General features: G+C 64.2%; 16 protein-coding genes and 1 tRNA gene. 4 read left to right on the forward strand and 13 right to left on the reverse strand.

The window, feature by feature from the left end:
• Positions 1-21: 21 nt before the first annotated feature.
• The 3 genes from BM031_RS04630 to BM031_RS04640 form a co-directional block, all read right to left on the reverse strand.
• A complete protein-coding gene (locus tag BM031_RS04630) occupies positions 22-1,617 on the reverse strand; it encodes a sensor domain-containing diguanylate cyclase (protein WP_091871747.1) in 1,596 nt (531 codons plus the stop codon).
• A gap of 99 nt (positions 1,618-1,716) precedes the next feature.
• A complete protein-coding gene (locus BM031_RS04635; RefSeq protein ID WP_091871748.1) occupies positions 1,717-2,118 on the reverse strand; it encodes a response regulator in 402 nt (133 codons plus the stop codon).
• A complete protein-coding gene (locus BM031_RS04640; protein ID WP_177207653.1) occupies positions 2,115-3,254 on the reverse strand; it encodes an ATP-binding protein in 1,140 nt (379 codons plus the stop codon). Before BM031_RS04640 ends, BM031_RS04635 begins: the two co-directional genes overlap by 4 nt.
• 343 nt (positions 3,255-3,597) lie before the next feature.
• Here BM031_RS04640 and BM031_RS04645 point away from each other — a divergent pair, with 343 nt between their 5' ends.
• Positions 3,598-3,807 (forward strand): cold-shock protein, encoded by a 210-nt coding sequence (locus tag BM031_RS04645; RefSeq protein ID WP_056443212.1) that lies wholly within the window; start codon positions 3,598-3,600, stop codon positions 3,805-3,807.
• Positions 3,808-3,913: 106 nt separating this feature from the next.
• Here BM031_RS04645 and BM031_RS04650 read toward each other — a convergent pair whose 3' ends face one another.
• Positions 3,914-4,432 carry a hypothetical protein gene (locus tag BM031_RS04650; protein ID WP_091871750.1) on the reverse strand — a complete coding sequence of 173 codons (519 nt, stop codon included), beginning with the start codon at positions 4,430-4,432 and terminating at the stop codon, positions 3,914-3,916.
• Between the two features lie 105 nt (positions 4,433-4,537).
• Between BM031_RS04650 and BM031_RS04655 the strand changes: the two genes are divergently transcribed.
• Complete coding sequence (locus tag BM031_RS04655) at positions 4,538-5,536, forward strand: alginate lyase family protein (protein WP_091871751.1); 999 nt, start codon at positions 4,538-4,540, stop codon at positions 5,534-5,536.
• A 96-nt stretch (positions 5,537-5,632) separates the two neighbouring features.
• On the opposite strand, the gene BM031_RS04660 is transcribed toward BM031_RS04655, so the two are convergent.
• Both BM031_RS04660 and BM031_RS04665 read right to left on the reverse strand, forming a co-directional pair.
• On the reverse strand, positions 5,633-7,459 hold the full coding sequence (locus BM031_RS04660) for a hypothetical protein (RefSeq protein ID WP_091871758.1): 1,827 nt from the start codon (positions 7,457-7,459) through the stop codon (positions 5,633-5,635).
• Between the two features lie 92 nt (positions 7,460-7,551).
• Positions 7,552-8,544, reverse strand: coding sequence for a LacI family DNA-binding transcriptional regulator (locus BM031_RS04665; protein ID WP_091871759.1), 993 nt, complete (start codon positions 8,542-8,544; stop codon positions 7,552-7,554).
• A gap of 164 nt (positions 8,545-8,708) precedes the next feature.
• On the opposite strand from BM031_RS04665, the gene BM031_RS04670 reads away from it, so the two are divergent.
• Positions 8,709-9,533 (forward strand): NAD-dependent epimerase/dehydratase family protein, encoded by an 825-nt coding sequence (locus BM031_RS04670; RefSeq protein WP_091871765.1) that lies wholly within the window; start codon positions 8,709-8,711, stop codon positions 9,531-9,533.
• A gap of 140 nt (positions 9,534-9,673) precedes the next feature.
• On the opposite strand, the gene BM031_RS04675 is transcribed toward BM031_RS04670, so the two are convergent.
• The 6 genes from BM031_RS04675 to BM031_RS04700 all read right to left on the reverse strand — a co-directional run bounded on the left by BM031_RS04675 (position 9,674) and on the right by BM031_RS04700 (position 17,104).
• Entirely contained in the window at positions 9,674-12,199 is a 2,526-nt protein-coding gene (locus BM031_RS04675; protein ID WP_091871767.1) for a TonB-dependent receptor, read from the reverse strand.
• Between the two features lie 84 nt (positions 12,200-12,283).
• On the reverse strand, positions 12,284-13,507 hold the full coding sequence (locus BM031_RS04680) for a glycoside hydrolase family 88 protein (RefSeq protein ID WP_091871775.1): 1,224 nt from the start codon (positions 13,505-13,507) through the stop codon (positions 12,284-12,286).
• A 371-nt stretch (positions 13,508-13,878) separates the two neighbouring features.
• A tRNA-His gene (locus BM031_RS04685) sits at positions 13,879-13,954 on the reverse strand.
• Positions 13,955-14,029: 75 nt separating this feature from the next.
• On the reverse strand, positions 14,030-14,899 hold the full coding sequence (murI, locus tag BM031_RS04690) for a glutamate racemase (protein WP_091871814.1): 870 nt from the start codon (positions 14,897-14,899) through the stop codon (positions 14,030-14,032).
• Between the two features lie 41 nt (positions 14,900-14,940).
• Positions 14,941-16,476, reverse strand: coding sequence for a fumarate hydratase (locus BM031_RS04695; protein ID WP_091871776.1), 1,536 nt, complete (start codon positions 16,474-16,476; stop codon positions 14,941-14,943).
• Between the two features lie 22 nt (positions 16,477-16,498).
• Positions 16,499-17,104, reverse strand: coding sequence for a TIGR00645 family protein (locus BM031_RS04700; protein ID WP_091871778.1), 606 nt, complete (start codon positions 17,102-17,104; stop codon positions 16,499-16,501).
• Between the two features lie 193 nt (positions 17,105-17,297).
• Here BM031_RS04700 and acs point away from each other — a divergent pair, with 193 nt between their 5' ends.
• Positions 17,298-19,295 carry an acetate--CoA ligase gene (gene acs / locus BM031_RS04705; protein ID WP_091871779.1) on the forward strand — a complete coding sequence of 666 codons (1,998 nt, stop codon included), beginning with the start codon at positions 17,298-17,300 and terminating at the stop codon, positions 19,293-19,295.
• Between the two features lie 302 nt (positions 19,296-19,597).
• Here acs and BM031_RS04710 read toward each other — a convergent pair whose 3' ends face one another.
• Positions 19,598-22,276 (reverse strand): polysaccharide deacetylase family protein, encoded by a 2,679-nt coding sequence (locus tag BM031_RS04710; RefSeq protein ID WP_229408564.1) that lies wholly within the window; start codon positions 22,274-22,276, stop codon positions 19,598-19,600.
• Positions 22,277-22,365: the final 89 nt, after the last annotated feature.

The raw sequence follows: 22,365 nt of genomic DNA on the forward strand, positions 1-22,365 counted from the left end.
TTTGCAGGCGGTTTTTTTTCGTCACATGGCAAGGGATGGCGCCTGCGCCTCGCCAGTACTGTCGAGGTCGCTGCATACACGGTTGCGGCCATTCGCCTTGGCGCGGTAGAGCAGGGCGTCGGTCTGGCGCACGAAACTCTCCGGACTGCCGTCCTCGCCTGGCGCCGCATGGTAGGTACAGGCGCCGGCACTGGTGGTCGCAATGCCGAAAGGACTCTCGGCGTGCACGATGTTCAGGTCCATGACGGCCAGGCGCAGGCGTTCCGCCACGTAGCGGGCGCCCACCTGGCCGGTGGCCGGCAGCAGCACCGCGAATTCCTCGCCGCCATAACGGGCCACCAGGTCGCTCGGGCGCGCCAGGCTGTTGCGCAGGGCGCCGGCGACCTGGCGCAAACAGTCGTCGCCGCTCACGTGACCGTAGCGGTCGTTGTACTTCTTGAAAAAATCGACATCGACCAGCACCAGCGACAACGGGGCACCGGTGCGCCTGGCGCGGTTGAGTTCCAGCCGCAGGATGTCCTCGAAATGGCGACGGTTGCCGATGCCGGTCAGCCCGTCCTTGGTGACCAGCACCGTCAATTCCTGGTTGCGCGCCTGCAAGTGCTCCTTCGCAATTACCAAGGCGTCCTCGAGCTCGTCCCGGATCATGATCTGGCGCACCAGCCGTGCTCCCACCATGCCCAGCAGGATAACAACCAGCAGCGTCGCGGCCGACATCAGCAGCGTCGATTGGCGCCACTCGGCCAGGATTTCGCGTTTCGACTGGGCCGTGGAAACCAGCATCGGGAGCTGGTCCACCTTGCGGTAGCTGTACAGGCGCACCACGCCGTCGATGCTGGAACGCGCGGTGGCGGTGCCCACCGGGCCGTAAGTCTTGTACCGCTGAAAAATCGGGCCGCCCGCGATACTGCTGCCGATCAGTTTTTCATTGAAGGGCCGCCGGTACACCACGGTGCCGTCGTCGAGACCCAGCAGGATGGCGCCGTCCTTGCCGACGTCGAAACTGTCGTACAGGTCGGCGAAGAAGTCGATCCGGATCGTTCCCAGCGCCACGCCTGCGAAGCTGCCGTCAGGATGCTGCAGGCGGCGCGACACCGGCAGGACCCACACCCCGGTGGAGCGGCTGCGCACCGGCGTGCCGACGTGCAGGCCCCGCCCGGGATTGTTCAAGTGATACTGGAAATATTCGCGGTCGGCATTGTTGCCGGCAATTTGCAGCGGATTCGAGGATACCAGCCAGCTCCCATCGGCCCCGTACACGAACAGCCCGTGCAATTCCTTCACTTCCTTGACCATGGTGTGGATATGGGCGCGCAGGCGGTCGGCGGAGACGGGCGCCATGCCATCGTGCTCGACACGCTCGACCACGCCGGCCAGGACCGTATCGACAATCCGGATGGTGCTCTCGGCCTGCGCAGCCAGTGCTCCCGCCATGTTCGACGTGGCCGCGGCATTCTCGGCCAGCCGGCTCTGGCGCGAGGACCAGGCGCTCCAGGCCTGCGCCGCCGCCAGCAGCACGCAGAACAGGGCCAGCAGCCGGATCGCATAGCGCACGGCAGGGCGCTTCTTCGCACGCAGGCGGGTAATCGGGGTATGGGCAGGCTGGTTGTGGGTCATCAATAAGGCCGCTGGCGGCGCTGAGATTGCCGGAGCCTTGAGAATAGCCATCGTGCATGAAAAAGTCGAGCACGGCGCAGCGCGAGAACGCTGTAACCATTAGTGCGCGATAGGGCCCCTGGAAACGTCCGGGCCGCGCAACAAACCGATGACGGTGTCGATCGCGTAGGGTTTTGCGGCGTAAGGATAGCTGGCGCCGCTGGCGGCAAGCAGGTCGGGCGCCGTGAAGCCCGAAGTCAGCACGAGCTTGATCCCCGGGTAGAGCCGGCCGACGGCCTGCGCCAGTTCCAGCCCGTTCATCCCCGGCATCATGACGTCGGAGAACACGGCGTCGACCCCGGCGCCGGCCGGGCTGGCCAGCATCCGCAGCGCTTCAGCGCCCGAATACGCGACGATGACGTCGAACCCATGGTAGCTGAGCAGCGAGGCGGCAATATCGGCCAGGTCGGCCATGTCGTCGACCACCAGGATCTTGTGCATCCGCGCTGGGTGCGCGCTCATCGGGCCGCGGCCGCGGCCGCGTCCGCCGACTGGAAGCCTGCCGGCAGGCGCGGCATGGTCAGGGTAAAGGTCGTGCCGTCGACCTCATCCGAGGCTACGCGCAGGTGTCCGCCGTGGCCGTGGACGATTTCACGCGAAATGAACAGGCCAATGCCCAGGCTGGTGCGTTCGGTGTAGTCGCTGCTGGCGTTGGCGGCGATACGGACCATGGGGTCGAAGATCGCGCCGAGCTTGTCCGGCGCCACCGGGGCGCCATGGTTGTTGACCGTGATGACGATATCGTCGCCTGCGGCCTTCAGATGGACCCGCACCGGCACCTCCGCATTACCGTACTGCAGCGCATTGCCGATCAGGTTCGACATGACCTGGGCAATCCGGGCTTCATCGAAAATCGCGTCCAGCTGCGGCGGCGCCTGCAGTTCGATCAGCTTTTCCGGATGATAGGTACGCAGCTCGTTCACGACCTCGTCGCACAGCGCGACCAGGCTTCCCTGCTTGACCCGGATCGGGATGCCGGGGCCGAGGTGGGTGCGGGTGAAGTCGATCAGGTCATTGATCAGTTTGCTCATGCGCTTGCCGCTGTTGAACATGCGCGTCGCCACCAGCACGTATTTGGGCGGGATATCGTTGGACTGCATGATGTAGCTCGATCCCGTGACCACGGTGCCGAGCGGATTGCGCAGGTCGTGGCCCAGGATCGCCAGGAACATGTTCTGGGACTGCTTGACCATGGTTTCGTAGCGCGCGATCGATTCGGCCAGCGCCTGATCGATCGATTCGTTGAAGCGCGTCACGTCGTTCATGTCGGTGGGCTGGTCGTCGCGCATGCTGGCGGCCCACAAGGTCAGTACGCTGGCGCGCAGGGCGCGGTATTCGGACACCAGTTGCACCACGGTGTAGCCGGACAGCAGGCGCGCTTCGGCGTGGGTTTCAGCAGCACTTTCGCCCTCGCCACGCTCGCCGAGCCCCTTAGACTTGGCATCCTGTTCGATGTCCGATTGTGGCGTCCCCAGGTCGGACGAAATGGCCAGCAACATTTGCCGCGCGTGGTCGCGCAGCTCGGTGTCGTCCATCGTCAGGGCTGGTGGTTCAATAGTACGTGCGAAATCTTCCCAGGCTTGGAGGATCGGCTCCATATTCTCGCGTATGAAACTGCCCAATCGATATGTAGTCATTAACACCTTATATGCCCCAGATCCGCAGAATTGCATCGGATGGGTTTCTTCATATTAACAGTCATTCTCCGTATTCATCGAAATGCGCCTGAATGCACGGAAATGAAATGAAATCCGAAATAATTAGGTGAATCGCAGAAAAGCCTGTATCTTCCATCTCGCACTACATCAAGTCGTTGTTATTGTTGGTCTTTCTCTCCAGTCTCGCCGTTCGGCGGTCCCGTTTGATGTCCTCCTGTTTCACCCCCTCTTGGTCGGATGTGCACCCGGGCGTTTTTGCCCATGCAAATACAAGGAATGTAAAATGACTACTCAAACTGGCACCGTCAAATGGTTTAATGACTCCAAGGGCTTCGGCTTTATCACCCCTGATGCAGGCGGTGGCGACCTGTTCGCTCACTTCCAGGACATCCAGTCGGAAGGCTTCAAGAGCCTGGCCGAAAACCAGCGCGTTTCGTTCGAGCGCTCGACGGGTCCTAAAGGCGAAAAAGCCGGCAATATCCGCGCGATCTAATCAGCCAGCCTGATTGACGGCGCGCACCACGCAGATAGCGTGGGCGAGGCCGCAGCGAAAAAACCCGCCAATTGGCGGGTTTTTGCTTTGGCGGGCGGCGTGCGCGTCAGCGCATGAAGCGATCCAGCCCGACGATGGCCGTCACGGCCAGCGAGGCCACCGCGTAGCACGCGAGCTGGTCCTTCCACGTCAATTGCAGCCGCCGGCTGCCCTTGACCACCAATACGGCCAGGCCGGCCGCCACCAGCACCGGCAGCGTCCACTTCCCCATCCCCAGGAACAGGCTCACCCGCGCCTCGTCGTTCGGATGCATCACGCTGACCAGGCCTGCCACCAGGCGCATGAAGAAGGCCACGTACAGGAAGGCGAACACCCGCGCCGACCCGCCGCGCATGACCAGCAGGTAAGCGACGATGCCCTGGATGATGGTCACGACCGGCCCGGCGCCGTCGGCCAGCGCCCGCTGCCAGGGCTCGGTGGCCGACAGGTAGCTGACGGCGTTCAGGCCGAAGCGCATCTCGAAGCCGAATGCCGCGCCCATGAGCCAGTGGGCGGATTCGTGGACCAGGTTGGTGAGCAAGAAAACGAGGACGAGCCAGGGGAAGAAGGATGCTTTCAGTTTCATCGGAAGGATCTGGACGGGTGAAGGAGGAGCTGCCTCACTCTACCGTTGTTTACTCGCCGTGCCAATCTGACTAGAATGGGTTAAACGTTTTCCAAGGAGACCCGGATGCCTTGTCATCACCCCATTTCAAACAGCCGCTTTCATGGCCGGATCTCCGGCATCGCCGCAGCCTTGCTGCTGGCCCTGGGGCAGGGCAGCGCCCTGGCCTGCGAAGCCCCGCCACCCCCGGTGCGCGACATCGACGCCAACCGCTACTACACGGACGCACGCAGCTCGATCATCGACCCGGTGCTCAAGGCCCGCAACGAGGCGGCGGTGAAGCCGGTGAACGACTACCTGGAAGTGGTGGCGCGCGCCGCCGACGCCTGGCAGCGCAAGCAGGACCCGGCCGAGGCCCGCTGCGCGCTCGGCTGGCTGCAAGCCTGGGCGGACCAGGGCGCCTTGCTCGGCAAGATGACGACCAACCAGTCCTACTACACCCGCAAGTGGACCCTGGGCGGCCTGGCCCTGAGCTACGCGCGGGTGCGGGCGGCGGCTGCGCCGGCCCAGCGCCAGGCCATCGAAGCCTGGTTCCGCAGCCTGGCCGACGCCACCATCGCCCACTCGGACGCGCACAAGGGCGTGCGCAACAACCACTATTACTGGGAAGGGCTGGCCGTAACCGCGGTCGGCGCGGTCACCGGTGACGCGCGCTACCTGGCCTGGGGCCGCAAGGTGTTCGACGATGCGATGCTGCAGGTGCAGCCGGACGGCGCGCTGCCGCTGGAAATGGCGCGCGCCGCCAAGGCCCTGCATTACCACCTGTACGCAGCTGCGCCACTGGTCATGATGGCCTCGATCCTCGATGTGCAGCACCCGGCGCTGGAGCGGCTGCTGCGCTTCTCGGCCGACGGCATCCAGGACCCGGCGGTGTTCGAGCGCATGGCCGGCGTAGCGCAGGAACGGCCGTCGCGCATGCCGGGCTGGATCGCGATCCACGACCGCCATGCGCCGCAGCCGCTGTCCAGCGCCGCGCCGCCGGCCAACAACTGGGACGCCCGCATGGGGGGCGACCGCAGCCTGGCCAATCCGCTGGAACACCTGCGGGGCCAGCCACGCGGCTGATTTTTTACCACGCGGTAAAAAAAAGTGCCCGGACCGCGGCAGGGCCGCAGGTCCGGGCAAAAGCGGGAGACCCCCCGCATAGAGAGACTGTCCGGCTTACTGGTAGCGGATGGTCCAGCTGACCACCAGGGGCTCGCGCATGCTGAACGGGCCGCTGCTGCAGCTCACCACGGTATTCATCTGGCCGTAGGGCGCGCGATATAGCTCGCTCCCCGCCGCCGGCTGCGCCGTGCATGCCGCCAGTCCGTCCACCTCGAAGGCCTGCACGGCACCTTCCTTGAAGCGCACCTTGCCGCCCTCGATGGTGGCGCCGCTCGAGAACGAGCCGAATTCCAGCGTCAGCTTCGACACCTCGAGCGGTGCGCTCGGCGTGTAGCGGTCGGTGCGCGTGATGGCGCCCGGCTGCAGGCTGTATTCGGTCTCGACGCGGATGCGCGCATCCTTCACCGGCAGGTTCTTGCCCAGCAGGGTCAAGGCATCCTGGCGATAGCTGAGCACCTGGCCGCGACCGCGCGGCGCGGCCTGGATGTCCTTCATCCATGCGGTGGCCATCAGTTCGCTGCCGTCGGCGAGTGTAAATTTGGGCATCAGCTGCGGGTGCGCATGGCCGCTGTCGGCCACGCCGGCCACGATGTTGTGGGCGAAGGGCAGCGGGTAATACGGGCTGTTCGCATGCTGGCTCTGGCCGCCGTTGATCACCGACAGGCTGAACACATGGCCCTTGTCGCGCCAGATGGCCAGCGCCCGGTCATGTTCGCCGCGCGCGAAGCGGGTCAGGCTGAATGCGGGGCGGGTGCGTTCCAGCCAGGCTGCCAGGTCCTTGCGCGGCACGACGTCCTTCATGCCGGCCTTGTTCCACATTTCGTTGGTGGCGATGAGCTGGTGCAGCAGCGAGAAGTTCTCGCCCAGGATGCGGTGCTTGCCGCGGTAGGTATCGGTGCGGCGTCCGCCATTCCACATGTCGACCGAACGCATCGCCGGGTTGTACCAGAAGCGCATGTAGCGCTCGGCGATGCGCGCCGAGTAGGCGTAGGCGTACTCCTTTTCCTCGGGACTGAGCACGCCCAGGTAGGCGGCAGTCGACAGGATTTCCAGCATCGCCGTCTCGCCGTACGGGCCCAGGCTGCGGCCCATGGTAAAGCCGGTGCCGTCGGCGGTGGCGCTGTTCAGCGCGACTTCGGCCGAGCGGCGCAGCAGGGCTTTCAGTTCGGGCGTGACTTCGAGGCCGGTCTCGATGAAGCGCTCGCAGATCTCGGCTGCCAGCAGGATGCTGTAGCGGTCGAAACGGCCCTGGCCGTCGGTCTCGTCGCTGAAGCCGTACTCGCCTGAATAGGCGGCGTAGTGCTTCATCATCTTGTCGAGCAGGACCTCGCTGCCGGCGGTGTCTTCCCAGCCCATCAGCATGCGCAGGCGCGCGATGCTGAAGGCCACGCCATAGTAGTTGGTCGGCAGGCTCACCAGCTCGTAGCTGGGCACCCGCACGAAGCTGCGCCAGTCGAGCTGCTTGCGCAGCTTGTCCAGCGTAGCGGGGCGCACCGCGCGTTCCAGCAGGCCGGCCTGCTTCAGGCGGTGCAGCGCGCCGATGTAGTAATAGATGCCCCAGGTCTCGTTGTCCATGCCGACGGTCAGGTCGGCCAGGTCGGCATAGTCGCGCAGCATGCCGGGCAGGCGCGGGTCGTCCTTCGGCAGGTGCAGCAGCAGGTCGGCCAGCCCGGTCGCCACTTTACCGGGCAGGAACTTGTCCTTGGCTTTGAACGATTCCCGCCCTTCGATGGTCGTGCCTTCCCGTTCCTTTACCAGCTTCTGGAACAGCGTCTCGAGCTGCGGGTAAGCCTGCGCTACGCTGCGCTGCAGGGGCGGCGTGGCATGGGCGGGGGCGGCCAGCAGGGATGCTGCCGCCAGCAGGGGAAGGGCGTGGCGCATGGGGTCTCCGGGTTTGTTAAACGTTTTCCTAAGCATAGGGCAACGTTCCCGGAATGTAAAGTATTGCTGGGCCAGATTGTGTGGCAGCGGCGTTAAGATCTAGCCAGGGTCGAGGCACGCAGCACCAGCTGCGGCGCCACCTTGGTCAGCTTCTCGACCGGCTCGCCGCGGATCACCGCCAAGAGCTTGGTCATGGCGGTGGCGCCCATGCGCTCGCTCTGCAGGTCGACCGTGGTCAGCGCCGGGCTCACATACTTCCCGTAGGGGATATTGTCGAAGCCGACCACCGACAGATCGCGCGGGATCGACAGGCCCAGGTTGGCCGCCTCCTTCATGAAGCCCAGCGCCATCAGGTCGTTGTAGCAGATGACGGCATCCGGGCGGCTGGCGCCCAGCACAATGCTCGAGCACATGCGTTCGCCCTCGGCGCTGGACGGCGCCTCGCCATCGAACACCGCCAGTTCCATCCCGGCCGCGTTCAGGCATTCATAGATGCCGCCCAGGCGTTCCTCGTCGCGGCGCGACTTGGAAAAGCCGAGGTAGGCGATGCGCTTGTGCCCGAGCATGCGCAGATGCTGGGCCAGCATGAAGGCGCCGCCATGGTCGTCGCTGGCCACGGTGGGAATCGGCAGCTCGTTGAGGGAGCCGAAGAACACCAGCGGCTTGTCGATGTCGGCCATCCAGCCCATGTCCTTTTCGCGCAGGCGCGAGAACACGATCATGCCGTCCACGCGCCGGCTCAGTTCTTCCAGCGTACGGCGCTCGCGGCTCGGGGTCTCTTCGGTATCGACCAGCAGCACCGAGAATTCATGGTCGTGCGCGACCCGGTTGGCGCCTTTCAGGATGGAGCTGAAGTGCGGGTTGGTGATGTCCAGCACCGACAGCCCGATGGTGTTGGTGCGCCCGGTGATCATGGACTTGGCCAGCGGGTTGGACTTGTAGCCCAGGTTGGCGATGGCCACGTCCAGCGCCGCCTCGACCTTGGGCGAGAAGCGCTGGGCACCGTTGATGTACTTGGAAACGGTGGCGGTGGACACCTGGGCGGCAGCGGCGACGTCGCGGATGGTCGGGGCGGAGCTTTTCATGATCGGGTAATCGTTATTTGACAGAGCATCTTATCACGCGTGCACCGGTAAAAGATGACGGCCTGCGGGGGCAGCTTGCATCAATTCAGGCAGTATCGGCATTGACGCAAGGGCTGGTTCGGCTATACTTGAGTTAAACGTTTAACTCACACCGGAGCCCATCCATGAACGAAGCGACACCGCGCAAGCCCTTCCACCGTCTGCTGCTCACCGGCGCCGGAGGCGGCCTGGGAACAATGCTGCGCGAGCGCATCAAGCCCTGGGCCGATATCGTGCGCCTCTCCGACGTGCGCGTGATCGCACCGGCCGGTCCGGGCGAAGAGGTGATGCTGTGCGACCTGGCCGACCGCGATGCCGTGCTGTCCCTGCTCGACGGCGTCGACGCGGTGCTACACTTCGGCGGCGTCTCGGTGGAAGAAGAAATCGACCACATCGTCCAGGCCAACATCGTCGGCCTGCACCACCTGTACGAGGCGGTGCACAAGAAGGGCATCAAGCGCGTGATCTACGCCAGTTCCAGCCACGTGGTCGGCTACTACCCCACCACGCAAGTCATCGACGCCGGCGCGCCGCTGCGCCCGGACTGCATCTACGGCGTCTCGAAGTGCTTCGGCGAGGCGCTGTCGCGCTACTACTACGACCGCTTCGGCATCGAGACCGTCTGCCTGCGCATCGGCTCCTCGTTCGAAGAGCCGCGCAACGCCCGCATGATGGTCACCTTCCTGGCCCACGACGACCTGGTGGAACTGGTGCGCTGCGCGCTGTTCACGCCCAAGGTCGGCCACACGATCACGTTCGGTGTTTCCGATAACAAGACTCGCTGGTGGGACAACCGCCTGGCTGCGCACCTGGGCTACGCGCCGCAGCGCAGCTCGAGCGAATTCGCCGAGCGCTTCCCGGCCAGCAGCGTGCGGCCGGCGGCGGACGACATCGCCGCCACTTACCAGGGCGGGCCCTTCGTGCTGGCGGGGCCGATCTACAAGGACTGAATTCCCGCGTTGTTGCCAATCACGGCGCCTTGCGTTCACGCGGAAGGCGCTTTTTCTCGTAGGGTGGACGGCTATGCCGTCCGCCCTACGAGAAAGGGCGGCCAACTGGCCGCCCTTCTTCACATCACATCAACGCGCGCTTAGAACTTCACATCCAGTTTCACGCTGAAGTAGCGGAACACATCGCGCGGCGGCACCCAGCTGTCCACCGTGATGCTCGGCGAGGTCGACGTCGGTCCGGCGCGGAAGCTCGGGCCGCTGGCGTTCGCGTTCGGGATGTAGAAGCGGTCGAACAGGTTGTTCACGCGGAAGCTCAGGCGCCACAGGTCCTTGTTCTGGCGGATGCCAAAGCCAAGGTCTGCAATCGTGTAGGCGTTGTTGACCGCGCGCGGATCGTTGCTGATCGCGGTCTGGTAATCGCTCTGGTAGCGCACGTTGCCATTGATGAAGGCGCGGAAGGGCAGCGACGTGAAGCGCAGGTCGTACTGGCTGCCGATATTCACCTTGACCTTCGGCGTGCCCGGGAAGATCCCGCCCGACAGGTCCTGGATACCGGTGGTGGAACCGGCGCGGATCGGGAAGCAGTTGCGGTTCCAGCCGCCCAGCGAGCCGCCTTCACCGAGGCCAGTGGTGCCGATCGCCGGGTTGGTGTTGTCCTGGTAGCAGGGACCGTTCTTCCAGTCTTCGATGCTCGGGCGGGTGTAGGCCAGCGCGGCGTTCATCGACCAGTTCGGGGTGATGAGCAGGTTGGCGTCAAGCTCGAAGCCCTTGGTGCGCAGTTTCGGGATCGAGTTGAGCTGGGTGTAGATGGTCGGGTCGTTCGGCAGCACGAACGAGGTGTTCTGCTGGTAGTGCTCGAAGTCGGTCTTGTAGACGACGGCGGCGACCGACATGCGATTGTTGAACAGGTTCGCCTTGGTGCCCAGCTCATAGGTGCGGCTGGTTTCCGGGTCCACCGGGAAGGCGGCCGAGGCGCGCAGGCCGCTGGTTACGTCGTAGGCCTTGCCCTTGTGGCCGGTGGCGGTCATGGCGTAGACCATCAGGTCGCGGTTGATCTGCTTCTGGATACTCAGCTTGCCGGTGGTCGACCAGTCTTCGTTGCCGCTGCTGCCGAACACGTCGACGCCGACCGGGCCCGGGACGAAGGTGGAGCGGTCCAGCTGGTCGGTGAAGAAGTTGCGCTCGTAGTTGAAGCCCGATTCTTCCAGGTTGCGGCGCAGGCCGGCCACCAGGGTCCAGGTCGGGGCGAAGTCCCAGGTGGCCTGGCCGAACGCCGCCTTGTTGACGTTATAGATGTCGGTGTAGTAGTTGGTCGGGCTCGATGGCGAGTTCGATGCGCAGCGGGTCGGCGCCACGCAGAAGCCGCGGATGAAGTGGCGGTCGATTTCGTTACGCGCCCACCACAGGCCGGCCACGTAGCGCAGGCCGTTGTTGTCCGGCGAGACCAGGCGCAATTCCTGGGTCTTTGAGCGGATGTCGTAGGTGCCGAACTGGTTGTTGCCGACCGTGAGCTTGGTCTCGCCCGGACGGGCGATGGTCGGCTGGTCGGTAAAATCCTGGTCGCGCGAGTCGTTGGCCTTGTAGCGCTGGTAGGACGAGATCGACATCAGGGTCGCGTCGTTCGGCAGCGTGTAAGACAGTTTCAGGCCGGTGCCGGTGGTCTTCGAACTGATCCCGGTCGGGAAGTCGCGCCGCACCAGGCGGTTGCCCGGGTCGGTCGGGTCGATCCCTGCCAGCACCAGGGACGCCGGCAGCAGCGGGTTGCCGTTCATGTAAGCGGTGTTGATGTCGACCGGGACCCGGGTCAGGTTGCCGGCGGCCGCGCTGCCGGTGGTGCGATAGAAGCCGTTCACCGCGGTCACGCCGCGGGTGTTGGTCTGCTCGTTATACTGCGGCATGATGTCGACGTCGAGGTTCCGGATCGGGGTCCAGGAAATCTTCGCCATCATGGTCTTGCCGGACGAGCCGTTGACCTTCTCGCCGGTTGTCAGGTTGGTGAAGTTACCCGGCATGTCGCTTTTGTTGGCGGCGATGCGGATGCCGAAGGTCTCGGTCAGGCGCCCGCCCATCGAGGCGGCCAGGCGGTACTCGTGGTCGTTGGTGTAGTAGGCGCTGCCGCGGTAGACCATCGGTCCGCTGATCGGCTTGGTGACGATATTGATCGCGCCGGCCACCGCCGACTTGCCGAACAGGGTGCTCTGCGGGCCTTTCAGCACCTCCACGCGGGCCACGTCGGCCAGGTCGCGGAAGGCCTGGAACTGCACCGCGATCGGGATATCGTCGATGATCACCGAGACGTCCGATTCCACGCCGATGCCCACCGAGACGGTGCCGATGCCGCGCATGAACAGCGCGTTGTTGGCGGCGGTGGTGCCGGAAGCCTGCGTGAGCGACGGGGTGAGGGCGACGATGTCCTCGATCTCGCGCACGTTGTTACGCTGCAGCTCCTCTTCCGAGATGACGGAGATCGCCATCGGCACGCTTTCCAGCTTCTCGACCCGCTTGTTGGCGGTGACGATCACGGACTGCAGCTTGTTCGGGTCCGGTTGCGCTTCTTGTGCTTCCTGCGCATAGACGGGCACTGCCCACTGCGCGACGGCCAGCGCGACCACGGCCGCCAGCGGTTTGACGGCGATGATGCGGCCTTCGGTTCTGTTCTTGTCCAAGCTTGTCTCCTTGATTTTCTAAAAAGAGGCCGGGCCCGGGTAGCGGCTGCCGTGGCAGCTGATCCCGCGCTCCGGCCGGATCCGTCAGTGTTTCGGCAGCGTCGCCTTCAGGCGCAGCAGCGCTTCCAGGAAGTAGTAATCGGCGTAATTCAGCGGCACATCGATCTCCTTGCCGGCCGGCTTGTGGCCGGTGGCGTGCATCAGCAGGAAGCCACCGTTTTCGCCCGGCGCCGCCAGATAGGCCGGGGAGGCCAGGCTGCGCAGCTGGGCTTCGGCAAAGGCGCGGTAGCGCTGCGCCGCGGCCTTGTCGGAAAATCCGGCCAGTTCCAGCAGGGCCGACGCCGTGATGGCCGCGGCCGAACTGTCGCGCGGCGCCGCGGGAATGGCGGCGTCGTCGAAGTCCCAGTAAGGCACCTTGTCGGCGGGCAGGCGCGGGTGGTCCATGAAGAAGGCGGCAATCTTGTGCGCCTGCTGCAGGTATTCAAGCTTCCTGGTCTCGCGGTACATCATCGTGTAGCCGTACAGGCCCCAGGCCTGGCCGCGCGCCCACGCCGATTCGTTGGCATTGCCCTGCACCGTCACCTTGGCGCGCACCGCGCCGGTCTGCGGGTCGTAATCGACCAGGTGGTAGCTCGAGTTATCGGGCCTGAAGTGGTGCTTGAGCGTCGTGTCCGCGTGCAGGATGGCGACCTCGCGATAGCGCGGTTCGTTCGACGCGCGCGACGACCAGGTGAGCAGCTCCAGGTTCATCATGTTGTCGATGATGACCGGGAAGGCCCAGCTGCTGTTCTTCCACAGCTCCCAGGACTGGATGCTGCCGACCTTCGGGTTGAAGCGGGTGACCAGGGTGGTGGCGCCGGCCAGCAGGGCGTCGCGGTAGGCCGGGTCCCTGGTCAGGCGGTAGCCGTTGCCGTAGCTTGCTCCCAGCATGAAGCCGAGGTCGTGGTGCGACTTGTCGAACTTGGCCGGCGCCATGCGCGCGGTGTAGTCGGCGGCGGCGGCGCGCCATGTCTTGTTGCCGGTGGCTTCATACAGGTACCACAGCGAGCCGGGGAAGAAACCGGAGGTCCAGTCCTTCACCTCCACTTGCTTCACGTCGCCGTTTTCCACTGTGCGCGGGAAGCCGGGTTTCGGCTGGACCCTGGCCAGCATGCCGCTGTACTGGGTGGAAGCAGCGTTCATGCTGCGGCTGATCAGTTTGGCGGTGGATTCGTCGGTCGCGGCGCTGGCGGCGCTGGCGAACGCGAGGCCGAGGGCCAGCGCGCCGAGGGTGCGTAGGGCAGAAACCTGGGGCAGGGAGTGGCGCATGATGCATCGTCTCCTGAATATTTTTTGTGGTTGAGCAAATCCTAGACAGAAGATGAAGCAAAGTCAACAGATTTAGGAAAACGCTTAACTAGACTGAAATGCGGCCCTTAGCCCGTCCTTTGGTAGGGGCGGCGCCCACAAGAAGGCGCTATGGGAGAAAACGTTTTGCCGCTGTTTTTAAGTGCTGGGATAACCTGATTGAGCGCGCAGAAAATAATTCTGGAAACGTTGCCAATTTGCGACGGAATAGCGCCTTTGGGAGAGGCCGGCAGCTGGCGATTACGAGGGGAGGGGAGTCACGGCGATGCCAGGATGGCGACGCCCGAAAAGCAAAAAGCCCAGTCACAGGACTGGGCTCATGCTTGAATTTTTGGGGTGGCTGATGGGGCTCGAACCCACGACAACAGGAATCACAATCCTGGACTCTACCAACTGAGCTACAGCCACCACTGACTTACTGATTTGCCGCGTTGTTGCTGCGACAGAACAAGATTATACAAAGGTCTTCACCAACTGGCAAATTTAATTGTGCGGTGCGGATGAGCCGGGGAGGTGAGCGCCGGGTTCCACCTCGTTCACAGGCGGATCCTGCCCCAGCAGGCCGGCAAACGCCGCCGACAGCGCCGCCGCGCTGGCCGTGGTGAACCCGTCCAGGCGCGCCGCCTCGCCACCAGGGATCCGCAGCAGCCCTTCCGCCTCGAGCAGCCGCGCCAGCTGGCGCGCCACCGCCTCGCCGGTGTCGATCAGGGCGACCCTGGCGCACGTATGCCGCTCGATCACCCGCTCGATCGACGCCTGCACCAGCGGGTAGTGGGTGCACCCGAGCACCAGGGTATCGGCCCCTTGGGCCAGCAGCGGCGCGATATACCCCTCCAGCATCGCGTCCAGCGCCGGCGCACCAGATTCCCCGAACTCGATCTGGTCGGCCAGGCCCACGCAGGGCTGCAGCAGGAAGCGTGCGCCGCTGGCTTCCACGATCTGGTCGCGCAGCAGCAGGAATTTATCCCCGGCCAGCGTGCGCTCGGTGGCCAGCACGCCCACCGTGCCATTGCGGGTGGCGGCGGCGCCGGGTTTCAGGCCCGGTTCGACGCCGACAATCGGCATGTGGGGATAGCGTTCGCGCAGCACGCGCACGGCGGCCACGGTGGCCGTGTTGCACGCCACCACCAGCGCCTTGACGCCGCGCGCCACCAGGAAGGCGGCAACGCCCAGCACGCGCTCGATGACCACGTGTTCAGGCTTGTCGCCATAGGGCGCGAAGCTGGTATCGGCGAAATACAGGAGGTGTTCGTCCGGCAGTTGCGCCTGGATATGGCGCAGCACCGACAAGCCGCCGACGCCCGAATCAAAAATACCGACCGGGGCGCCAGGGAGGAAGAGGGGAGTTGTCATGGTCGACAACATGGGCGGGTATTAACCCCGCCCACGCATCATCACAGTGCGTTGACCGGAATGCCTTTCAGCGATTCGATCTTGGCCGACCATTCCTTCGGGCCGGTGTTGTGTACCGAGGTGCCGGTGGAGTCCACGGCGACGGTCACCGGCATGTCGGTCACGTCGAACTCGTAGATCGCTTCCATGCCCAGGTCGGCGAAACCGACCACGGTGGCCGACTTGATCGCCTTCGACACCAGGTAGGCCGAGCCGCCCACCGCCATCAGGTAGGCCGACTTGTGCTTCTGGATCGATTCGATCGCCGCCGGGCCACGCTCGGCCTTGCCGATCATCGAGATCAGGCCGGTCTGTTCCAGCATCATGTCGGTAAACTTGTCCATGCGGGTCGCGGTGGTCGGGCCTGCCGGGCCGACGACTTCGCTGCCCACCGGGTCGACCGGGCCGACGTAGTAGATCACGCGGTTGGTGAAGTCCACCGGCAGTTGCTCACCCTTGGACAGCATGTCCTGGATGCGCTTGTGCGCGGCGTCGCGGCCGGTCAGCATCTTGCCGTTGAGCAGCAGGGTCTGGCCCGGCTTCCACGAAGCGACTTCTTCCTTCGTGAGGGTGTTCAGGTCGACGCGCTTCGATTTCTCGGTGTCCGGCATCCACTGCACGTCCGGCCAGGTAGAGAGCGCCGGCGGTTCGATGTACGACGGGCCCGAGCCGTCCAGCACGAAGTGGGCGTGGCGGGTAGCGGCGCAGTTCGGGATCATCGCCACCGGCTTCGAAGCCGCGTGGGTCGGGTACATGTTGATCTTGACGTCCAGCACGGTGGTCAGGCCGCCCAGGCCCTGGGCGCCGATGCCCAGCGCATTGATCTTGTCGCACAGTTCGATGCGCAGCTCTTCCGTTTTGTTTTGCGGGCCGCGCAGCTTGAGCTCGTACATGTCGATGTCTTCCATCAACGATTCCTTGGCCATCAGCATCGCCTTTTCGGCGGTGCCGCCGATGCCGATGCCCAGCATGCCCGGCGGGCACCAGCCGGCGCCCATCAGCGGCACGGTCTTCATGACCCAGTCCACCAGCGAGTCGGACGGGTTGAGCATGACGAACTTGGTCTTGTTTTCCGAACCGCCGCCCTTGGCCGCAACCTTGACGTCGACGGTCTCGCCTTCGACCAGTTCCATGTGGACCACGGCCGGGGTGTTGTCCTTGGTGTTCTTGCGCTCGAAGTGCGGGTCGGCCACGATCGAGGCGCGCAGCTTGTTGTCCTCGAACGCATACGCGCGGCGCACGCCTTCGTTGACGGCGTCGGTGACGGTGCCGGTAAAGCCTTCGAAGCGCACGCCCATGCCGATCTTCAGGAACACGTTGACGATGCCGGTGTCCTGGCAGATCGGGCGCTTGCCTTCCGCGCACATGCGCGAGTTGGTCAGGATCTGGGCGATGGCGTCTTTTGCGGCCGGGCTTTGCTCGGTCTCATACGCGCGCGCCAGGTGCTGGATATAGTCAGCCGGATGGTAGTAGCTGATGTACTGGAGGGCTGCCGCGACCGATTCGATGAGGTCGCTCTGGGTGATAACGGTTGCCATGGAAGTTCTCGATCAGGGGAAGTTAATGTTTTGCGTGCGTGGTCATGACGATGCGGTCGGTGTAGGCGATTGCGATGGCCGACACCAGGAAGGCGCAGTGAATCAGCGTTTGCCACATCATCGTGTCCGTATTCGGATAGTTGGCCGCATTGATGAAGGTTTTCAGCAAGTGAATCGACGAAATGCCGATGATCGCCATCGCCAGCTTGGTTTTCAGCACCGAGGCATTCACGTGCGACAGCCATTCCGGCTGGTCCGGGTGGCCTTCGAGGTGCATGCGCGAGACAAAGGTTTCGTAGCCGCCGACGATCACCATGATCAGCAGGTTCGAGATCATCACCACGTCGATCAGGCCCAGCACCACCAGCATGATGGTGGTTTCGGTCAGCTTGGTCGGACGCGGTGCACCCGGCACGGTGACGGCGTCCAGGATGTGCTGGAGCGACGCGACGTTGCCCATCGCAGCGCCGATCAGGTCCTTGAGTTCGACCCAGAAGTGGAATACGTAGACGCACTGCGCCAGGATCAGGCCGAGGTAGAGCGGCAACTGCAGCCAGCGGCTGGCGAAAATCAGGTTGTTGAGCGGAGTAAGCTTTTTGACTTCGTTCGGGGGGATTGACTGCGCCATCGGGTGTTGACTCCAGGGATGCGGGGACAAATACAGCCGAGCATTTTACACCCGTCGCCGCGCCCTTGCCGGTTCTTCGCCGCTTTGCAGCAAGGTTGGTAGAATGGCACTTCATGAGAAGCCTGGTGTAAGGGCTCAGTAAGCGAGCGCCCCTAAGGTGTCCAGTAAAAACCTTACTATTATGGAGACGACAATGGCCGAGAACGAGTCCAAGACTGAAGAATTCACCCTGCAGGAAAGCCGCGTGTTCGCACCGCCGGCCGCGTTCGCCGCCAAGGCCGCGATTTCCGGCATGGAAGCTTATGATAAGCTGTGCGCCGAGGCCGCCAGCGACTACGAAGGCTTCTGGGCGCGCCTGGCGCGCGAAAACATCGATTGGCACAAGCCCTTCACCAGCACCCTCGACGAATCCAATGCGCCGTTCTACAAGTGGTTCGGCGACGGCCAGCTGAACGCCTCGTACAACAGCCTCGACCGCAACCTGACGAACGGCAACGCCGACAAGACCGCCATCATCTTCGAAGCGGACGACGGCACCGTCACGCGCGCCACCTACCGCGAGCTGCACGCGCGCGTCTGCAAGTTTGCCAACGGCCTCAAGTCCCGCGGCATCAAGAAGGGCGACCGCGTCATCATCTACATGTCGATGTCGATCGAAGGCGTGGCCGCCATGCAGGCCTGCGCCCGCATCGGCGCCACCCATTCGGTGGTGTTCGGCGGCTTCTCGGCCAAGTCGCTGCACGAACGCATCATCGACGCCGGCGCCGTGGCCGTCATTACCGCCGACGAGCAACTGCGTGGCGGTAAATCGCTGCCGCTGAAATCCATCGTCGACGAGGCGCTGGCGCTGGGCGGCATCACCACCATCCGCGACGTCATCGTTTATAAACGCACCGGCAGCAACATCGCCTTCCAGGAAGGCCGCGACACCTGGCTGCACGAGCTGGTCGATGGTCAGAGCGCCGAATGCGAGCCGGAATGGGTCGACGCCGAGCACCCGCTGTTCATCCTCTATACCTCGGGCTCCACCGGCACGCCGAAAGGCGTGCAGCACGCCACCGGCGGCTTCCTGCTGTGGGCCGCGCTCACCATGAAGTGGACCTTCGACATCAAGCCGGACGACGTGTTCTGGTGCACCGCCGACATCGGCTGGGTTACCGGCCACACCTACATCGCCTACGGCCCGCTGGCCGTCGGGGCCACCCAGGTCGTGTTCGAAGGCGTGCCCACCTTCCCGCACGCCGGCCGCTTCTGGGAAACCATCGCCAAGCACAAGGTGTCCATCTTCTACACCGCACCGACCGCGATCCGTTCGCTCATCAAGGCCTCCGACGTCGACCCGAAAGTGCACCCGCGGAACTTCGACCGCTCCAGCCTGCGCCTGCTCGGTTCGGTGGGCGAGCCGATCAACCCGGAAGCCTGGATGTGGTACTACAAGAACGTGGGCGAAGAGCGCTGCCCGATCGTCGACACCTTCTGGCAGACCGAAACCGGCGGCCACATGATCACCCCGCTGCCGGGGGCGACGCCGCTGGTGCCGGGCTCGTGCACGCTTCCGCTGCCGGGCATCATGACCGCCATCGTCGACGAATCCGGCGCCGACGTGCCGAACGGGCAGGGCGGCATCCTGGTCGTCAAGCGTCCATGGCCGTCGATGATCCGCACCATCTGGAACAACCCCGACCGCTTCCGCACCAGCTACTTCCCTGACGAACTGGGTGGTAAATACTACCTGGCCGGCGACGGCGCGATCCGCAACAAGGACACCGGCTACTTCACCATCACCGGCCGCATCGACGACGTGCTCAATGTCTCGGGCCACCGCATGGGCACGATGGAAATCGAATCGGCCCTGGTGGGACACCCGCTGGTGGCCGAAGCGGCCGTGGTGGGCAAGCCGGACGAGACCACCGGCGAATCGATCTGCGCCTTCGTCGTGCTGAAGCAGGCGCGCCCGAGCGGGGAAGATGCCAAGAAGCTGGCGACGGAATTGCGTAACTGGGTGGGCAAGGAAATCGGCCCGATCGCCAAACCGAAGGAGATCCGGTTTGGCGACAACCTGCCGAAGACGCGTTCGGGCAAGATCATGCGCCGTTTGCTGCGTGTGCTGGCCAAGGGCGAGACCATTACGCAGGATGTGTCGACGCTGGAGAATCCGGCGATTCTGGAGCAGTTGAAGGAATCTGCTTAAGACTGGTCGGATTCAAGAGAAACGCCCGTTTCCTCGCGAGAGGAGCGGGCGTTTTTTATTTTGCGTTGTGCTGCACGAGTAGCGAACCAACAGCTCTTCATTCAACCACATAACACGCACGTCGTTCCGGCGCAGGCCGGAACCCAAGTTTTTTCCGCAGTCGCCAACGGTGAACTCGCGCGCTACCTCTGCGCGACGGACTTGGATCCCGGCCTGCGCCGGGAGTCATGGGCGCCAGTGGCGCGCATGACGACTCAAAGGGTAGAGGTACTAACGAATCCACGTAATGTCAGGGCCATTGCTTATAACTTCTCCATCTGCTGCCTCGCATACCCCGCCTGCGTCCCCCCCGGCGCCAGCTCCAGGTAAGTCTTGTACGCCCCCTTCGCCTTCCCGTTCTCCCCCGCCCGAGAGTACGCATCGCCCAGGTTCATATACGCAATCGCCCGCGACGGATCCATCTTCACCGCATTCTCGAACCAGCGCGCCGCCTCGCTGAACTTGTCCTGCTTGTAAAACACAAACCCCAGGTTATTCGCCGCCAGCGCGAAGTTCGGCCGCAGCTTCAGCGCCTCGGTAAACTGCGCCTCCGCCGCCGCATACTGCTTCTCCTTGTACAGCAGCAGGCCCTGGTCATTGGCCCGCTGCGCCTGCTGGCGGGCCGATACCGGCACCGCCGCCGGCGCCGTGATCTTGGTCTCACCGCCCTGCAAATCCTTCACCACCACGGTCGTGGAAGGCGCCGATGCCTGCGCATCGAGCTTGGTATTGAGCGCAATCGCATCGTTCGACAGCTGCGCCGTCCCGGTATTGAGGAACTCGCTCTCTTCCGGCAGTTCAAACACGAACTCGCCACCCTCGGACCCCGGCAAACTCCCAAACGCCGGCGTCTGCTGCGACACGCTCGACACCGCCGGCGCCACGTAGGCTGCCAGCTCGGTGCCGGTAATCATGCTGTCGCCGTTCAAATCCGCCTTGCCGCCCAGCCCCTGCAGCAGCGTCCAGGTGAACACCGAATGCCCATTCGGCCCGCCATCCGACACCAGCTGGTCGGCGCCGCCGGCCGTGAGCATCTGGCGCCCCAGCCGCTTCGCGTTATCGCGCAGGAAGGACGCATTCGCCGCCCCGCGCGTCAGGCCCAGGCCGCTGTAGCAGGCGTCCATCACGAACAGCGCGTGCTTGGCGGGCAGGCTTTCCGCGATGTTCTGGATTTCGGTCATCGGAATCGCGTCGGTCGCCAGGTTGTTCGGATCGGCGTCGACCGGGACGATGTAGCCGAGGTCGCGCCCGGAACTGAGCTTGCGCGTGGCGCCATGGCCGGCGAAGAACACGAAGATGCGGTCGTTCGGCTGCAGGTTGCCGTGGGCGAGCTTGTCGTGGAAGGCGGCCAGGATGCCGGTCCGCGTTGCCTGTTCATTCTTGAGCGTGATCACGCGCTGTGGCGCAAAGCCGAACTTCTGCACCAGCATCTGGCCCACGCCTTCCGCGTCGCGCACCGCGTACTGGAGCTGCGGCCATTTCTGGTACTTGTCGATGCCGACCACGATCGCCCACGAATTGGCATAGCCGGCCGCGGCCGAGCGCTGCACCGGCGCAGGGGAGGAGGCGCCGGATACCTTGAAGTTCCCGTCTTCCCAGCCCGCGAACTGGTAACCCTCGGCGATCAGGCGATCAAGGATGGCCGGCAGGGCCTTGACGGTGCGCTCATGGATGTCGTGGAACAGGATGATGCCGCGGCCTTCCTTGTCGACGGTGCGCAGCACGCGGTCGGCGATGGACGAGGGCACCGGATCGGCCCAGTCGAGCGAATCGATATTCCACATCATCGATTTGAGCTGCGCATTTTCCAGCGCCTGCATGCCTTCGCGGTTGCGCGCGCCATACGGGAAACGGAACAGCGAAGAGCGCTGCGGATCGACCGCCTTGAGCAGGGTGTCCGTACTCAGGATTTCCGCCTTCAGGTTGTCGCCCGACTGTTTGGACAATTGGGCGTGCGAAAAGCTGTGGTTCGCGAGGGTGTAGCCAGACTGCTTGAGCCTGCGCATTACGTCCGCACCGCCACCCAGCTTGGCCTTGCCCTGCGCATCGATCGACCCGATGTTGCGGCCCACGCTGAAGAAGATCGCGGGGGCGTTGTATTGCTTGAGGATGGCGGCGATCTCGTCGCTGTAGCGGCGGTGCGGGCCGTCGTCGAAGGTGAGAACGACGGTCTTCTTCGGTAGCGTCTTGCCAAAGATCTCTTCCTCTTCCTTGCCCGGCGGCGAAGGCAGGGACGGCCCCTGCGGCTCCGGCTTGGCCGGGTAGGGCATGACGACCCCATATTCCTTCAGGATGCGCTCGCGCTGGTAGAGCGTTTTCAGGTAGGCGACGTAGCTGTCCCATTTCTCGCGCTTGAGGATGATCGAGCGAGATTCAAAGCGCCCGAACACTGCGCGGATCTCCTTCTCGTAGTTGCGCTCGATCTCGGCCAGCGCGTCGAGGTCTTCCGAGATGCGCTTGTGCAGCTTGATTGCCGGAAGCGACGAATCCTTTGCCACCTGGGCCAGCAATGACTGCATCAGCTCGCGGAAGGCCAGGCGGTCCGCGTCATACAGGCCTTCGCCCGATTCGATGTAGTCGAGCAGGGTGCCGAGCGCATCGAAACGGGCAGGGCTGGGCGAGGAGACCAGCTGGGTCAGTGCCGCGTCGATCTTGCCGATGCGCTCCTGGTTCTCGTGGAACAGCTGCTGGCCCACACGGTTGGCTTGGGCGCGTTCGTCGGCCGGCAAGGTCGCTTCATCCTGCGTCAGCACGATGATCTTGCGGTAGGACGCGAGCAGGGTCCGCATGTCGGCCGACATGGTGCTGACATCCAGCGCCGGGCTGGCCGGTGCGCTAGCGGCGGGTGCGGATGGCGATTGGAGGCTGACGATCCAGCTACCGGCGGCAGCGCCAACCGCGGCGATGGCGAAAACGATGGAGTAGAGGGCTTTGCGTTTCACGGCGTATAGATTCAGAGAAGTTATATCCGCGCAACGATAACATCGGCCCGCCGGCGCCGCTTGCGCAAAACCGCGAAAATGCGCGCCAA

It is taken from the genome of Massilia yuzhufengensis (assembly GCF_900112225.1).
In the GTDB taxonomy this organism is placed as follows: domain Bacteria; phylum Pseudomonadota; class Gammaproteobacteria; order Burkholderiales; family Burkholderiaceae_D; genus Telluria; species Telluria yuzhufengensis.

Coding starts and splice junctions, on each gene's coding strand:
- BM031_RS04660 (WP_091871758.1), bottom strand. CDS start 7,459: ATGCGCCACGCCCTTCCCCTGCTGGCGGCAGCATCCCTGCTGGCCGCC.
- BM031_RS04680 (WP_091871775.1), bottom strand. CDS start 13,507: ATGCGCCACTCCCTGCCCCAGGTTTCTGCCCTACGCACCCTCGGCGCG.
- BM031_RS04650 (WP_091871750.1), bottom strand. CDS start 4,432: ATGAAACTGAAAGCATCCTTCTTCCCCTGGCTCGTCCTCGTTTTCTTG.
- acs (WP_091871779.1), top strand. CDS start 17,298: ATGGCCGAGAACGAGTCCAAGACTGAAGAATTCACCCTGCAGGAAAGC.
- BM031_RS04635 (WP_091871748.1), bottom strand. CDS start 2,118: ATGAGCGCGCACCCAGCGCGGATGCACAAGATCCTGGTGGTCGACGAC.
- BM031_RS04630 (WP_091871747.1), bottom strand. CDS start 1,617: ATGACCCACAACCAGCCTGCCCATACCCCGATTACCCGCCTGCGTGCG.
- BM031_RS04695 (WP_091871776.1), bottom strand. CDS start 16,476: ATGGCAACCGTTATCACCCAGAGCGACCTCATCGAATCGGTCGCGGCA.
- murI (WP_091871814.1), bottom strand. CDS start 14,899: ATGACAACTCCCCTCTTCCTCCCTGGCGCCCCGGTCGGTATTTTTGAT.
- BM031_RS04670 (WP_091871765.1), top strand. CDS start 8,709: ATGAACGAAGCGACACCGCGCAAGCCCTTCCACCGTCTGCTGCTCACC.
- BM031_RS04665 (WP_091871759.1), bottom strand. CDS start 8,544: ATGAAAAGCTCCGCCCCGACCATCCGCGACGTCGCCGCTGCCGCCCAG.
- BM031_RS04655 (WP_091871751.1), top strand. CDS start 4,538: ATGCCTTGTCATCACCCCATTTCAAACAGCCGCTTTCATGGCCGGATC.
- BM031_RS04640 (WP_177207653.1), bottom strand. CDS start 3,254: ATGGAGCCGATCCTCCAAGCCTGGGAAGATTTCGCACGTACTATTGAA.
- BM031_RS04645 (WP_056443212.1), top strand. CDS start 3,598: ATGACTACTCAAACTGGCACCGTCAAATGGTTTAATGACTCCAAGGGC.
- BM031_RS04700 (WP_091871778.1), bottom strand. CDS start 17,104: ATGGCGCAGTCAATCCCCCCGAACGAAGTCAAAAAGCTTACTCCGCTC.